Annotated in this window: 14 protein-coding genes; 11 read left to right on the forward strand and 3 right to left on the reverse strand. The window is 56.6% G+C overall.

The genetic code is table 11. The features are described from left to right. Window positions 1–95: 95 nt before the first annotated feature. From mdh to OQV00_RS02555, 6 genes are all read left to right on the forward strand, one after another. A complete protein-coding gene (mdh, locus tag OQV00_RS02530; protein ID WP_266279788.1) occupies window positions 96–1034 on the forward strand; it encodes a malate dehydrogenase in 939 nt (312 codons plus the stop codon). Window positions 1035–1281: 247 nt separating this feature from the next. After that, complete coding sequence (locus OQV00_RS02535) at window positions 1282–2181, forward strand: helix-turn-helix domain-containing protein (RefSeq protein ID WP_266279791.1); 900 nt, start codon at window positions 1282–1284, stop codon at window positions 2179–2181. Continuing rightward, window positions 2178–3611 carry an L-fucose/L-arabinose isomerase family protein gene (locus OQV00_RS02540; RefSeq protein WP_266279793.1) on the forward strand — a complete coding sequence of 478 codons (1434 nt, stop codon included), beginning with the start codon at window positions 2178–2180 and terminating at the stop codon, window positions 3609–3611. The genes OQV00_RS02535 and OQV00_RS02540 overlap by 4 nt, the downstream gene beginning before the upstream one ends. A gap of 18 nt (window positions 3612–3629) precedes the next feature. Next, window positions 3630–5030, forward strand: coding sequence for a sugar isomerase (locus OQV00_RS02545; RefSeq protein WP_266279795.1), 1401 nt, complete (start codon window positions 3630–3632; stop codon window positions 5028–5030). A gap of 170 nt (window positions 5031–5200) precedes the next feature. Beyond that, the gene (locus OQV00_RS02550) at window positions 5201–6649 is read left to right on the forward strand and encodes a sugar porter family MFS transporter (protein WP_004868236.1); all 1449 of its coding nucleotides are present in this window, start codon (window positions 5201–5203) and stop codon (window positions 6647–6649) included. A gap of 9 nt (window positions 6650–6658) precedes the next feature. Beyond that, a complete protein-coding gene (locus tag OQV00_RS02555; RefSeq protein WP_015585645.1) occupies window positions 6659–7681 on the forward strand; it encodes an alcohol dehydrogenase catalytic domain-containing protein in 1023 nt (340 codons plus the stop codon). 45 nt (window positions 7682–7726) lie between these two features. Here the strand turns inward: OQV00_RS02555 and degS are convergent, their stop codons facing one another. The 3 genes from degS to zapG form a co-directional block, all read right to left on the reverse strand. Continuing rightward, entirely contained in the window at window positions 7727–8785 is a 1059-nt protein-coding gene (gene degS, locus OQV00_RS02560) for an outer membrane-stress sensor serine endopeptidase DegS (RefSeq protein ID WP_004868231.1), read from the reverse strand. Between the two features lie 87 nt (window positions 8786–8872). Then, entirely contained in the window at window positions 8873–10240 is a 1368-nt protein-coding gene (degQ, locus tag OQV00_RS02565; protein WP_004868228.1) for a serine endoprotease DegQ, read from the reverse strand. Between the two features lie 173 nt (window positions 10241–10413). Next, a complete protein-coding gene (gene zapG, locus OQV00_RS02570) occupies window positions 10414–10812 on the reverse strand; it encodes a Z-ring associated protein ZapG (RefSeq protein ID WP_004868227.1) in 399 nt (132 codons plus the stop codon). Between the two features lie 190 nt (window positions 10813–11002). Here zapG and zapE point away from each other — a divergent pair, with 190 nt between their 5' ends. From zapE to sspB, 5 genes are all read left to right on the forward strand, one after another. After that, the gene (zapE, locus tag OQV00_RS02575) at window positions 11003–12130 is read left to right on the forward strand and encodes a cell division protein ZapE (RefSeq protein ID WP_004868224.1); all 1128 of its coding nucleotides are present in this window, start codon (window positions 11003–11005) and stop codon (window positions 12128–12130) included. A gap of 290 nt (window positions 12131–12420) precedes the next feature. Then, a complete protein-coding gene (gene rplM / locus OQV00_RS02580) occupies window positions 12421–12849 on the forward strand; it encodes a 50S ribosomal protein L13 (protein WP_004868222.1) in 429 nt (142 codons plus the stop codon). 15 nt (window positions 12850–12864) lie between these two features. Beyond that, the gene (gene rpsI, locus OQV00_RS02585) at window positions 12865–13257 is read left to right on the forward strand and encodes a 30S ribosomal protein S9 (RefSeq protein WP_003025138.1); all 393 of its coding nucleotides are present in this window, start codon (window positions 12865–12867) and stop codon (window positions 13255–13257) included. A 314-nt stretch (window positions 13258–13571) separates the two neighbouring features. Next, window positions 13572–14210, forward strand: a complete 639-nt coding sequence (gene sspA / locus OQV00_RS02590) for a stringent starvation protein SspA (RefSeq protein WP_004868218.1) — start codon at window positions 13572–13574, stop codon at window positions 14208–14210. Between the two features lie 3 nt (window positions 14211–14213). Continuing rightward, window positions 14214–14711, forward strand: coding sequence for a ClpXP protease specificity-enhancing factor (gene sspB / locus OQV00_RS02595; protein ID WP_004868216.1), 498 nt, complete (start codon window positions 14214–14216; stop codon window positions 14709–14711). The last annotated feature ends 6 nt before the right edge of the window (window positions 14712–14717 follow it).

Genomic DNA, 14717 nt, shown 5'->3' on the forward strand with positions numbered 1-14717 from the left:
CTTCAACCATACTTATTGTAATTGTTCATCTTGTGAATTAAGGTCCAGGCGACGGAGTAACGAAAGACTATATTAACCATAATAAGGAGTTTAGGATGAAAGTTGCAGTCCTCGGCGCCGCTGGTGGAATCGGCCAGGCGCTTGCCCTACTACTTAAGACCCAACTGCCTTCAGGTTCAGAACTCTCGTTGTACGACATTGCTCCGGTCACGCCGGGCGTGGCGGTTGATCTTAGCCATATTCCTACCGATGTAAAAATCAAAGGTTTCTCCGGTGAAGACGCAACTCCGGCGCTTGTTGGGGCTGATGTGGTGCTGATTTCCGCCGGCGTAGCCCGTAAACCAGGCATGGATCGCTCCGATTTATTTAACGTTAACGCTGGTATCGTGAAGAACCTGGTACAGCAGATAGCGAAAACCTGCCCGCAGGCCTGCATCGGTATCATTACTAACCCGGTGAACACCACGGTGGCCATCGCGGCAGAGGTGCTGAAAAAAGCCGGCATTTACGATAAGAACAAACTGTTTGGCGTGACCACGCTGGACATCATCCGTTCAAATACCTTTGTGGCTGAGCTGAAAGGTAAATCCGCATCCGACGTTGAAGTGCCGGTTATTGGCGGCCACTCCGGCGTGACCATCCTGCCGCTATTGTCACAGATTGCTGGCGTGAGCTTCAGCGAGCAAGAAGTTGCCGATCTGACAAAACGCATCCAGAACGCCGGCACCGAAGTTGTTGAAGCGAAAGCCGGTGGCGGTTCTGCCACGCTTTCTATGGGGCAGGCGGCCGCCCGCTTTGGTCTTTCCTTAGTGCGTGCGATGCAGGGCGAGAAAGGCGTGGTCGAATGCGCTTATGTTGAAGGTGATGGCCAGTACGCGCGTTTCTTCTCGCAACCGTTACTGCTGGGCAAAAACGGCATCGAAGAGCGTCAGTCGTTCGGTAAGCTAAGCGCATTTGAGCAACAGGCGCTGGAAGGCATGCTCGATACGCTGAAGAAAGATATCGCCCTGGGCGAAGATTTTGTTAACAAGTAATTGTTCTGATTTGCCAATGATATAAACGAGCGGGCAGCCTTGCCCGCTCGCTGTTTTTAAAGCCTCCGCCGTTTCGCCCCGCTGTTGATTGTTATCAAAATGTGATCGCCTCTGCAACTTCGGCAATCCCTTCCTGATTCTTGATTTTTTGGTCACGCCCCGCCCGAATTTCCACCCGGCTCTTAAGGCGGCCCGGCTTTTGGCTGGCTTATATTGATTCCACCTTGCCGCCATCACCGGGAAAAACATGACCTCCTTAATGCTCAAGCGCAGTGATTACTTCACGAGTGCCGCCCATCCGGTGGCGGTGGAGCACCGCTGCCCGCAGGATATCTTTCCTCTGCATCGCCATGATTTTGACGAAATCGTTATTGTCTGGCGCGGCAACGGATTACACATCTGGAACGGGCTGCCGTACCGCATTACTTACGGTGACGTGCTGTATGTGACCCAGCAGGATAGCCATTACTACCAGTCGGTCGATAACCTCGAGCTGGGCAACATCCTGTTTTGCCGCGACCGCCTGCGCCTGGGCACCGACTGGCACAATCTGCTGCCCGGCACGGAAACCCACCAGCAAAGCCGTAGCTGGCGATTAACCCGGGAGTCGCTGGCAGTGATCCGCCAGCACGTCGAGCGCCTGGCCGGCGAGTGCGGCAGGCGGGACCCTGTTTCTTTACGCCTGACCGAGTCGATATTTCTCGAACTGGTACTTTTGCTGATGCGCCACCGCTACGCACCGGACAAGCTGACTTCTCATGCCCGTCAGGATATCGATCTGGTCATCGCCAGCCTCGGCTCGCGGCTGAATGAGAGATTTGAGCTGGAATCCCTCTGCGCGCAGCACCAGCTTTCTCCGCGTTCGGTACGCGACGCTTTCAAACAGATAACCGGTATGACCATCAGCCGCTACCAGATGCAGCGCCGCCTGTGCCGCGCCATCACGCTGCTCGGCACCAGCGACCTCTCCATTGCAGAAGTGGCGGAGGTAAGCGGTTTTAGCGACAGCAACTATTTCTCGGTCATCTTTCAGAAAAGCTTTAACCAGTCCCCCAGCCACTGTCGACGAGCGCTTCAGGCGCGGGGTCTGGGACGTGGACATTTTCCTTTCTCAGACGATTTATCCTCATCAGGAGACAACCTATGAATATACCCTCCACGCTTAATACCGCGCTATTTGGTATCGGGCTCAATACCTACTGGCCGCAGTTCAGCGGCCTCGAACAGCGCCTGCTGGGCTACCTGCAGGAGATTGAAGAGCAGCTCTCTGCGCCATCGCTCACGGTGCTGAACGGTGGGCTGGTGGATTCGCTGGAGAAAAGCGATGCGCTGGCCCTGCGTCTCAGGCAGTTTTCCCCGGACGTTATTGTGATAGCCATCAGCACCTATGCCCTGAGCTCCACCGTGCTGCCGCTGGTGCAGCAGTTTAGCGTGCCGGTGCTGATCCTGGCCCTCCAGCCGGAGCGGACGTTGCCGTACAGCGTGATTCGCGATCTGCCCGATCGCGGGGCGCGCACCGGCGAGTGGCTGGCGCATTGCCAGGCGTGCAGCGCGCCGGAACTGGCGAACGTCTTTAATCGCGCCGGGATCCACTGGGAAATGATCGTCGGAGCATTGCACAACGATCCCCACGTCTGGCGGGAAACCCGCGCCTGGCTGACGGCGCTGACGCTGAAAAAGCAGCTGGCGCAGACGCAGATTGGCGTGCTCGGCCACTACTACAACGGCATGTACGACGTCTATTCCAACATGACGAACCTCTCGGCGAAGCTGGGCGTTCGCTTCCAGCCGCTGGAGATGTGCGAGCTGATGAGCTGGCGCGAGCAGGTTTCCGACAGGCAAATAGAAGAGAAACGGCGGGAAATAAGGGAAAAGCTGGTCATCGATGACAGCTGCGATGAGCGGGAGTTGCTGCGGGCAACGCATACCGCCGTCGCTCTCGACGACCTGGTCAGGGAAAACAAACTGCACGCGCTGGCGTACTACTACGAAGGCACGCCGGGCAGCGCCCATGAAAATATCGTCACCTCGCTGATTCTGGGCAACACGCTGCTTACCGGGCGGGATATTCCGGTTGCCGGGGAGTACGAAGTTAAAAACGTTATCGCGATGAAAATTCTCTCTTTACTCGGGGCCGGAGGCTCGTTTGCCGAACCTTACGGCATTGATTTCGATGATGATGTCGTACTGTGGGGGCATGACGGCCCGGCTCATCCGGCGATGGCTGAAGGTGAAGTGCGCCTGGTGCCTTTGCCGGTTTATCACGGTAAGCCCGGCAAAGGGATCTCGATCCAGATGAGTGTACGCAACGGGCCGGTCACCTTCCTGTCGGTGGTGGAGGACGTCAACAACCGGGTGATTTTGCAGTACGCCGAAGGAGAATCGCTGGCGGGAGAAATACTGGATATCGGCAACACCAACAGCCGCTACCGCTTCGCCTGCGGCGCCCGGGCCTTCACCGAAAGCTGGTCGCGCGGCGGGGCGGCTCATCACTGCGCCATCGGTATCGGGCACCACGGTACGACGCTTGAAAGGCTCGCCAGTCTGCTCGGCGTGACGGCTACCCGCATTGTATAACCGCAAAGGAGAACCTTTATGAGTGCAAAAATTGGTATTTTCGCCATCGGTCTTGAAGCGTACTGGCCGCAGTTTTCGGGCATGAAAGAGCGACTGATGGAGCATCATCAGCGGCTGCTGGAGAAATTCTCGCCGCGCGACGTCGTTGCCGCAGGCATGGTGGACAATCCGGCAAGAGCGCGGGAGGCGGGGCTGCGCTTTCAGGCGGAAGATGTGGATATTATTTTCTGCCACCTGACAACCTACGCCTCGTCCGAGGCCCTGTTGCCGGTAGTGCGCACGCTGGGCAACGTGACGCTGGTGCTGCTGAACGTCCAGTCGGTTCCCGCGTTGGATCTGGATAGAACCCTGACTATCGACGACTGGTTGGGCAAAGGTTGTACCTGCGCCGGGCTGCCCGAAATGACCGCCGTGCTGCGCCGTTTCGAGCATCCTTTTGCGGTGGTTTCCGGCTACCTTGAAGGAGATACGATCCTTGATGAGAAGATTAGCCAGTGGTGCGACGCGGCCAACGCCTGCCGTCGCCTGAAGTCAGGGAACATCGGCATTCTTGGCCGTCCGTATCCGGGGATGATGGATCTCAACGTCGATGAGACGCAGATTTTCCGCACCTTCGGCAGCTACGTGAAGCATCTGAACTGGGAGGATATCGCGGCCAATATTGCCCACGGCTTTAACCAGGACGACATCGAGCGGGCGGGTCGGGAGGTGAAAGAGGTTTTCCGCCTGCCGGAGGATCTGGATGAGCAGCATCTGACCTCAATGATTGAGGTCTATCTGGCCACCCGCAGGCTGGTGGATGAGCACCGGCTGATTGCGCTGTCGAACCACTTCGAGGTGCAGCCCAGCGGCTATATGCACCAGATTATCTCCGCGTCGAATCCGGTCTTCTCCATGCTGACCCGGCAAGGGATCGCCTGCCCGGTTGAGGCCGACGTCAAAACGGCGATCGCGCTGACGCTGATGAAATCCCTGGCCGGCAGCGCAACGCTGACCGAGCTGTATTCGATGGATTTCAATCAGGATCTTTGCATCGTCGGGCACAGCGGGGCAGGCGATCCGGACATCGCCGATGAAAAATCCCTGCTCAAAATGAGCGCCGTCTTCCACGGCAAGCCGGGCAGCGGTTTTCTGACCCAGTTTACCCCGGCCACCGGGCCGGTAACCCTGGCTTCCGTTACTCAGGGGGCCGACGGTCAGTACATGCTGGTGCTGGCCGAGGGCGAGCTGGTGGAAGGCAGAACGCTGCAGCTTGGGGATACGAACGCCCTGTTCCGTTTCCGCAAAGGGCTGCGCGCTTTTGTGGATGACTGGTCCGCCTGCGGCCCGACCCATCACTGCGCGATGGGACGGGGATACCACGCCCAGGCGTTTCATAAACTTGGGCAGCTGTTGAAGATCCCTGTCCACGAGGTGTGATCTTCAGGCGCACGATCGTCCTGATCCAATTGCTGTCGCGCGCCGTACGACCAGTGGGAAGCCCGCTTTCTCCCATTTAATCCTTACTTTTTTGTGATACCCGCTATCGCCTGGCCTCCCTTTGCCGAAATTTGGCCCGGGGAGCCTGACTATTCTCTTGTGAGGTTAATATGAACACGTTATCGACCCCTCCCACGGCCGTCGCCCACGGCAGACGCTACAGCTTTCTGGTCGCCATCGGGGCAAGCATCGGCGGCCTGCTGTATGGCTACGACACGGGCATTATTGCCAGCGCCTTGCTCTTTCTGCGCGAGGATTTCGCCATCGCGGACAACGCCTTTATGCAGTCGGTGGTCACCTCCGCCACGCTTCTCGGCGCGATATTTGGCGCGCTGCTGACCGGCCCGCTCTCGGATCGTCTGGGGCGGCGCAGAACCGTCATCGTCATCTCAATACTGTTTGCTTTATTCGCTCTCGGCTGCGCTTTAGCGACCTCCCTCAATATGCTGATTGTCATGCGTTTCCTGCTTGGCCTGGGCGTCGGAGGCTCCTCGCAAATTGTTCCGATGTATATCGCCGAGCTGGCGCCTGCCCATCGGCGCGGCGCTCAGGGCGTGCTGTTCCAGATGATGATCTGCGTCGGCACGCTGCTGGCCTACGCCGTAGGCTATCTGCTTGGGCCGTCCGGCGCCTGGGAGTGGATGCTCGGGCTGGCGGTTATCCCGGCGGTGATTTTTATCGTGATGATGCTGTATCTGCCGGAAAGCCCGCGCTGGCTGGTGGGCAAGCAGCAGGCTAAACGGGCGGAGGAAATCCTCGTCCGCGTAGGGCGCACCGGGCACGAAGCCGCTCAGGAAGTCAAGGAGATAGGGCGGCTGCATCAGGACCAGCAGTCGAGCTGGAGAGAGCTGTTCCAGCCCTGGGTGCGGCCCGCGCTGGTCGCCGGTCTGGGCATCGCTATTTTCTCTCAGGCTACCGGCATCAGCGCCATCATCTATTACGCCCCTTCCTTGCTGGTGATGGCGCAGTTTGGCAAGTCGGTGGCGATCCTCGGCTCCGTCGGGATCGGCGTGGTGCTCACGGTATTCACCCTGTTAGGCATTTGGCTGCTGGACGTGCTCGGGCGGCGGCGCCTGATGCTGATTGGCCTGCCCGGCGCGGTGGTGGTGCTGGCGGTGATGTCGATGCTGTTGCCATGGTCCGCCCACGCGCAGGAGCTGCTGAGTGACGGCCATAAAATTATCGTGCTGGCCTGCCTGCTGGGATATTTCGCCTTCAACGGCGGCAGCCTGTCGGTTGTGACCTGGCTGTACTGCGCCGAAATCTTCCCCCTTGGCGTGCGGGGAAAAGGCACGGCTTTGTGCTCGTTTGCGCTGTGGGTGGTCAACTTCCTCGTCACCCTGCTGCTCTATTTCACGGCCGATGCGCTTGGCATCGGCCTGGTGTTCGGCGCGCTGGCCGCGGTCAACGCGCTCGCCTGGGTCTTCGTGTGGCGCTATGCCCCGGAGACGCGGGGGAGAACGTTGGAGGATATCGAACAGAGCCTGCTTAACGGGCAGTTCAACGCGCGCAATGCCGCTTCTTCGGGCGTTTTGCTCAATAAAATCAACTCAGACTGAGAGGTCGTTATGGCATTTGAAACAGATATTCCGGACAGCCAGCGTGCGCTGTTCCTGATGGCGAAAGAAACCCTTGAGCTACAGACTACCGCCGTGCCGCAGCCGCAGGCCGGGGAAGTGCTGCTGAAAATCGGCTCGGTCGGCGTGTGCGGTTCGGATAAGCATTTTTACTTCGACGGCCGCTGCGGCAGCGAAATGATTACCGCGCCGATGATTATGGGACACGAGTTTGGCGGGGCGATTGTGGCGGTGGGGCAGGGAATTTCGCCGCACCGCGTCGGGCAGCGCGTATCGGTGGATCCGCTGGTACCCTGCGGCCGCTGCCGGCACTGTGTGCAGGGCAATTATAATATCTGTCCGACGCAGAAGTTTTTCGGCGTACCGGGTACCTATGGCGCCATGCAGCAGTATCTGTGCGTCCCGTCAGGCAACGCGCACGCTATCAGCGACGCCATTAGCGACGGCGCGGCGGCGATGGTTGAAACGATTTCAGTCGCGCTGGCAGGGGCGCAAAAAGGGCAGATTGGTCTGGGGTCCCGCGTGTTAATCACCGGCGGCGGCCCGGTGGGGTTATTCGCCGTTCAGGTCGCTAAAACGCTGGGCGCCACGGAAGTGGTGCTGGTTGAGCCTCAGGAGGGGCGGCGCAAAATTGCCCATGAGCTGGGGGCTGAAACGCTGAGTACTCTGGCCGATAACGACCGGCAGTATGACGTGCTGCTTGAATGCACGGGCGTACAGTCCGTGCGCCACGACGCCTGTCTGAGCGTACTTTCCGGCGGGCGGGCAATCATGATCGGCGTGGGTGAACAGGTGGGCGGCTTTCCCATGTCAGCGGTGATAGAACGCGAAGTCACCATTCACGGGGTGATGCGCTATAAGTTCACCTGGCCTGCGGTTATCGCGGCGCTGGAGGAGCAGAGGCTGAACGCCGATATTTTGATCAGCCGACGTTTGCCGCTGGCGCGCGCCCAGGAAGCATGGACGCTCCCGATGACGAATGAAATTAAGACGATGATCGACGTTAACGCCTGATTGACGTTAACGTCACTGTCAAAAGCTAAAGCCCGGTCTCGGGCTTTAGTTGGTTGCCGGATATTCCTGAACGGCGATATGCAGCGTGATTTTTTTGTCATCGCGCATGATAACCACCGGAATTTCTGAGCCTGGGCGGATTTCCGCGACCTGGTCCATGGTTTCGAGAGCAGAAACCGCCGGTTTGTCATTCACCGAAATGATCACGTCGTTGGCGCGGATACCGGCCTGGGCCGCCGGACCATCCGGAGCAACGTCATTAACCACAATCCCCTGCAGCTGATCGATGCCGCCGCCCTGAGCATGCAGCGGCGCAATCTCGCGGCCGCTGATACCGATATAACCGCGGATCACGCGGCCATCGCGGATCAGCTTATCCATAATCTTGGTTGCCAGCTGGAAGGGAATCGCAAAGCCGATCCCTTCCGGCGTTTCGCCATCGTTGCTTTTATCAAATGACAGCGTGTTGATGCCCATCAGTTCGCCCAGCGAGTTCACCAGCGCACCGCCGGAGTTGCCGTGGTTGATTGAGGCGTCGGTTTGCAGGAAATTTTGCCGTCCGGTCGGGTTCAGGCCGATACGACCGGTAGCGCTGATAATCCCTTGCGTAATCGTCTGACCGAGGTTGTAAGGGTTACCAATCGCGAGGACAACATCGCCGATATGCGGCACCCGTTTCGGGTTGATAGGAATGACCGGCAGGCCGGCATTGGCGTTAATTTTTAATACCGCCAGGTCAGTCAGGGTATCAGAACCAACCAACAACGCTTCAAAAACGCGACCATCCTGCAGGGCGACAATAATCTGATCCGCGTCATTGATGACGTGTTTGTTGGTCAGGATGTAGCCACGCTGGTCCATGATAACGCCGGAGCCCAGAGTCAGCTGATTATGGCTGGTACCGTTCAGCGCGCGGTTATAGACGTTGACCACCGCAGGGGCAGCGCGGCGAACGGCAGAATTATAGCTGGCGGGCGACTCGTCCGCGCTATCGTACTGGGTCGTCGTCGACAGTTGCCATTGACGCAGCGAAGGCATTACGGCCAGCAGCAGGCCTCCGACGATCAAACCAATGAGTACAGAACGTAAAAACTTTCCAGGCATGATACCGGTATCGTTGATGGATGGACATGCGCAGCATAGCACGAGTTATCCGGACATCGTACTGCGGGCGATGTCCGGAAAGGCGTGTTATCGCAGCAGCAGATAGATGCTTTCGTTACCGCGAATGACGTTCAGGGCGATGACAGCCGGCTTGCTCTCCAGCACTTTACGTAGTTCGGCAATAGAGCGCACGCGCTCGCGGTTAAGGCCGATAATAATATCGTCCTTATGCAGGCCAACCTGCGCCGCCGGGCTTCCTTTATCGACGTTGTCGACGGCGACGCCTTTGGTGCCGTCTTTCAACTGACCGTCGCTCAGCGATGCCCCCTGAAGCGCAGGGATGATGAGATCGGCGCTGGCGGTAGACGAGGTGCTCTTATCCAGAGTGACTTCGACATCCAGCGGTTTCCCGTCGCGCAGCAGGCCCAGCTTCACTTTGGTGCCCGGCTCGGTCGTGGCAATTCGCGAACGCAGCTCGGCAAAGCTGCTCAGCGGTTTACCGTTCATGCTGACAATCACGTCGCCGGACTTAATCCCGGCTTTCGCTGAACCTGAATTTGGTAAGACTTCGCTGACGAAGGCCCCGCGCTGAGCGTCGATATTCATCGCTTTAGCAATATCCGCGCTCATTTCCATGCCTTTAATTCCCAGCAGGCCGCGTTTGATTTCACCAAACTGGATCAGCTGTTGAGCGAGGGTTTTCGCCATATTACTCGGAATGGCAAAGCCTATGCCGACGCTGCCACCGCCTGGCGCCAGAATCGCGGTGTTGATACCAATCAGCTCGCCGTTCAGGTTCAGCAGCGCGCCGCCGGAGTTACCCCGGTTGATAGAGGCATCGGTCTGGATAAAGTTCTCCAGTCCTTCAAGGTTGAGACCGCTGCGACCGAGTGCGGAGATAATACCTGATGTGGCGGTCTGCCCGAGGCCAAACGGATTACCGACGGCCACGGCGAAATCGCCAACGCGAAGTTTATCGGAATCGGCGATCGCGATTTGCGTCAGATGGCTGGGGTTTTGTAATTGCAGCAGGGCGATATCGCTCTGATCGTCGCTGCCGACCAGCTTCGCATCAAATTCGCGGCCATCGTTAAGCTGAACGCTGATTTTCTGTGCCTGGCTGATCACGTGATTATTGGTTAAGACATAGCCTTTGGCGGCATCGATGATGACCCCGGAGCCCAGACCTTCAAAAGGCTGAGCCTGCTCCTGCGGCGCATTGTCGCCAAAGAACTTTTTCAACTCTTCCGGCATGTTTTGCGCCGGGGCGGCGGTCCCTTCAACCTGTACGCTCACGACCGCGGGCAGCACTTTTTCCAGCATCGGCGCAAGGCTTGGCAAAGCTCCCTGGCCGGGTACCTGCGTGGGTAACGATGCCGTCGCCGTAGGTAAAACCGACAACGATAACCCGATGCTTAACGCTAACGCACTCAACAGCAAAGTCTGTTTCTTCATTAGATGCTGGCTCTCGTAACCTGAGGTGTATGGAAAAACGTCCCGAATGGCCTGATGTTATTGAATTTTCAACCGGCTAACAATGCGGTCAATGATTAAATAATAGCTGGGATGTGGGGTTGAGGCGGGCGCAGAGAGTGCGCCCGGATAATATTTTTGCTGGCAGGGATAAATCAGTCGCGTTTTGCGCCACCGCGCAGCAGGCCGGATGCGCCTTCAGAATAATCGCGCGGCATCTGGACCGGTGCCTGATCGTTACCGGCTTCTGATTCTGCCAGGCGATTGCGGAACGGGTTTGCATCCGCCATGGTATCCGGCAGCAGACTGCTGGAGCTTTTAGCCATGTGCTGATACAGCTGGCGGTAATCATCGGCCATGTTATCCAGCAGTTCAGCGCTGCGGGCAAAATGACTGACCAGCTCTTCACGATACTCTTCAAGCTCTGTTTTATTCTTTTCCAGTTCGAACTGCAGCGCCTGCTGTTGACGTAATTTGCGGTTGCCAAAACGCATGGCGACGGCACCGATGATGATACCGACAACTAGCCCAATTAGCGCATATTCCCAGGTCATGTACATCTCCCGTTGTTTTGTGGTTCCGTAGGGTGGCTGTAAGGCTCTCCGCCTGCGCCCGATAGTGCCACTATAACCGCTAATTCCACAGAAGTGGAATCCTGGCGTATCATCGCGTAGTGTAGAACGGCCTTTTTTTCGTCAATCGTGAGCTTCAGCATTACGGTTTTCAAGGAATAACAATTAGATCATGCAAAGCCTGTCCCCAACATCGCGTTACCTTTTAGCTCTCAAAGAGGGCAGCCATCAACCTGACGACGTCCAGCAGGAAGCGGTAAGCCGCCTCGATACTATCTATCATGAACTGCAGAATAAACCCGTTCCGGCGCCACAAAGCGGCGGCCTGCGGGCAAAATTCGGCAAACTGCTGGGTAAGCGTGAACCTACCGTCGAGACGGCTGCCGTACGTGGCCTCTATATGTGGGGGGGCGTCGGGCGAGGGAAAACCTGGCTGATGGACCTGTTTTATCATAGCCTGCCCGGCGATCGTAAGCAGCGCCTGCACTTCCATCGCTTTATGCTGCGCGTCCATGAAGAGCTGGTGGCCCTGCAGGGACACAGCGACCCGCTGGAAATCCTCGCCGATCGCTTCAAGGCGGAAACCGACGTTCTCTGTTTTGATGAGTTTTTTGTCTCCGATATTACTGATGCCATGCTGCTGGGCGGTCTGATGAAAGCCCTGTTTGCGCGTGGCATCACGCTGGTGGCTACCTCGAACATCCCGCCAGATGAGCTCTATCGCAACGGCCTGCAGCGCGCCCGTTTCCTGCCCGCGATCGAGGCGATTAAACAGCATTGCGACATTATGAATGTGGACGCGGGCATTGATTACCGCCTGCGCACGCTGACGCAGGCCCATCTTTGGCTGTCGCCGCTCGATGCGCAGACGCAGCAGCAGATGGATAAACTGTGGCTGGCCTTAGCGGGGGCGAAACGCGAGCAGACGCCGACGCTGGAAATTAACCATCGACCGCTCCCGACATTAGGCGTCGAAAACCAGACGCTGGCGGCCTCGTTTGCTACCCTATGCGTGGACGCGCGCAGTCAGCACGATTACATCGCGCTTTCGCGCCTGTTCCATACCGTCATGTTGTTTGATGTACCGGTGATGACGACGCAGCTGGAGAGTGAAGCCCGGCGGTTTATCGCCCTGGTGGATGAGTTCTACGAGCGGCACGTTAAGCTGGTTGTCAGCGCCGCGGTGCCGCTGTATGACATTTATCAGGGAGAGCGGCTGAAGTTTGAGTTTCAGCGCTGCTTATCGCGCCTGCAGGAAATGCAAAGCGAAGAGTATTTGAAACGCCCGCATATGCCTTAACTGGCGGGCGTTCCCCCGCGCATCGTGTTGCCATGACATAAGGATATCGCGCGGCAACGCGCCGCCGAAAAAAGCAGGTTCAAATCACATAAAGGGGTCGATCTTTGGCCCCGACTTCTCTATAATCTTGCGACCCCACGTTACAAGAAGGTTTTTTTCCCAAAACTTTCTATAGTGCCGGCATAGGCTATTCGAAGGGGTAGGTTTGCTGGACAATGTCGTGTGAACCTCAACTGACTAAACGTTTGGGTGTTCACCAACGTGTAACTTATTATTTGGGTAAGCTTTTAATGAAAACTTTTACAGCTAAACCAGAAACCGTAAAGCGCGACTGGTATGTTGTTGACGCGACCGGTAAAACTCTGGGCCGTCTGGCTTCTGAACTGGCTCGTCGCCTGCGCGGTAAGCATAAAGCGGAATACACTCCGCACGTCGATACTGGTGATTACATCATCGTTCTGAACGCAGAAAAAGTTGCTGTAACCGGCAACAAGCGCGAAGACAAAATGTACTACCATCACACCGGCCACATCGGTGGTATCAAAGAAGCGACCTTTGAAGAGATGATTGCTCGCCGTCCTGAGCGTGTGATTGAAATCGCGGTTAAAGGCATGTTGCCAAAAGGCCCGTTGGGTCGTGCTATGTACCGTAAACTGAAAGTTTACGCGGGTAACGAGCACAACCACGCGGCACAGCAACCGCAAGTTCTTGACATCTAATCGGGATTATAGGCAATGGCTGAAAATCAATATTACGGCACTGGTCGCCGCAAAAGTTCCGCAGCTCGCGTTTTCATCAAACCAGGCAGCGGCAAAATCGTTATCAACCAGCGTTCTCTGGAACAGTACTTCGGTCGTGAAACTGCCCGCATGGTAGTTCGTCAGCCGCTGGAACTGGTCGACATGGTTGAGAAACTGGATCTGTACATCACCGTTAAAGGTGGTGGTATCTCTGGTCAGGCTGGTGCGATCCGTCACGGTATCACCCGCGCTCTGATGGAGTATGATGAGTCCCTGCGTGGCGAACTGCGTAAAGCTGGCTTCGTTACCCGTGATGCTCGTCAGGTTGAACGTAAGAAAGTCGGTCTGCGTAAAGCACGTCGTCGTCCTCAGTTCTCCAAACGTTAATTGTTTTCTGCTTACGCAGAACAATTTGCGAAAAAACCCGCTTCGGCGGGTTTTTTTATGCATAAACCTGCGGTTATCCACAAGCAAATCGCCTGTTCTTACCACTTTTTCAGCATTTCCAGAATCCCCTCACCACAATGCCTTCAAGATCTGGTAAACTATCATCCAATTTTCTGCCCAAATGCTGGTGATTGTTCGTTTTTTGTTTTTTTCGCATAAACAATAATGACTTCACGCGAATGGGGTTTTTACATCTGGCTGGCCACGCGTGGCTGGTAGCAGTACAAAAATTCTGAATATACCTGGAGGTTTTCATGGCTGTCGCTGCCAACAAACGTTCGGTAATGACGCTGTTTTCTGGTCCTACTGACATCTATAGCCACCAAGTCCGCATCGTGCTGGCAGAAAAAGGTGTTAGTTTTGAGATAGAGCACGTGGAGAAGGACAACCCACCTCAGGATCTGATTGACCTCAACCCGAATCAAAGCGTACCTACGCTGGTGGATCGTGAGCTCACTCTGTGGGAATCCCGCATCATTATGGAATATCTGGATGAGCGTTTCCCGCATCCACCGTTAATGCCGGTCTATCCGGTCGCGCGTGGAGAAAGTCGTCTGTACATGCAGCGTATCGAGAAAGACTGGTATTCGTTGATGAACACCATTCAGACCGGTACCGCAGCGCAAGCGGATACCGCACGTAAACAGCTGCGTGAAGAGCTGCAGGCGATTGCGCCTGTCTTCACTCAGAAACCTTACTTCCTGAGCGATGAGTTCAGCCTCGTTGATTGCTATCTGGCGCCGCTGCTGTGGCGTTTGCCGGTTCTCGGTGTTGAAGTTATTGGTGCCGGCGCGAAAGAGCTCAAGGGCTATATGACTCGCGTCTTTGAACGTGATTCCTTCCTCGCTTCTTTAACTGAAGCCGAGCGTGAAATGCGTCTCGGTCGGGGCTAACCGATGGATGTATCGCAGCTAACGCCGCGTCGCCCGTACCTGCTGCGGGCGTTCTATGAGTGGCTGCTGGATAACCAGCTGACTCCACACCTGGTTGTGGATGTGACACTGCCAAACGTACAGGTGCCGATGGAGTATGCGCGCGACGGACAAATCGTTCTGAATATTGCTCCCCGCGCCGTGGGTAATCTGGAACTGGCTAATGACGAAGTCCGCTTCAACGCGCGCTTCGGCGGTGTCCCGCGTAATGTTTCCGTGCCTATGGCTGCCGTTCTGGCTATCTATGCTCGTGAAAACGGTGCGGGTACCATGTTCGAACCTGAAGCGGCTTATGATGAAGACGTCACCACCCTGAATGATGACGATGCATCGGTAAGCAATGAAAGCGAGACGGTCATGTCGGTGATCGACGGCGATAAGCCGGATCACCATGATGATGACCCGGATGATACGCCTCCGCCGCCGCGCGGTGGGCGTCCGGCGCTGCGCGTCGTGAAGTAATCCAGC

It is taken from the genome of Klebsiella sp. DY2415, from assembly GCF_026314315.1.
Classification (GTDB): domain Bacteria; phylum Pseudomonadota; class Gammaproteobacteria; order Enterobacterales; family Enterobacteriaceae; genus Klebsiella; species Klebsiella ornithinolytica.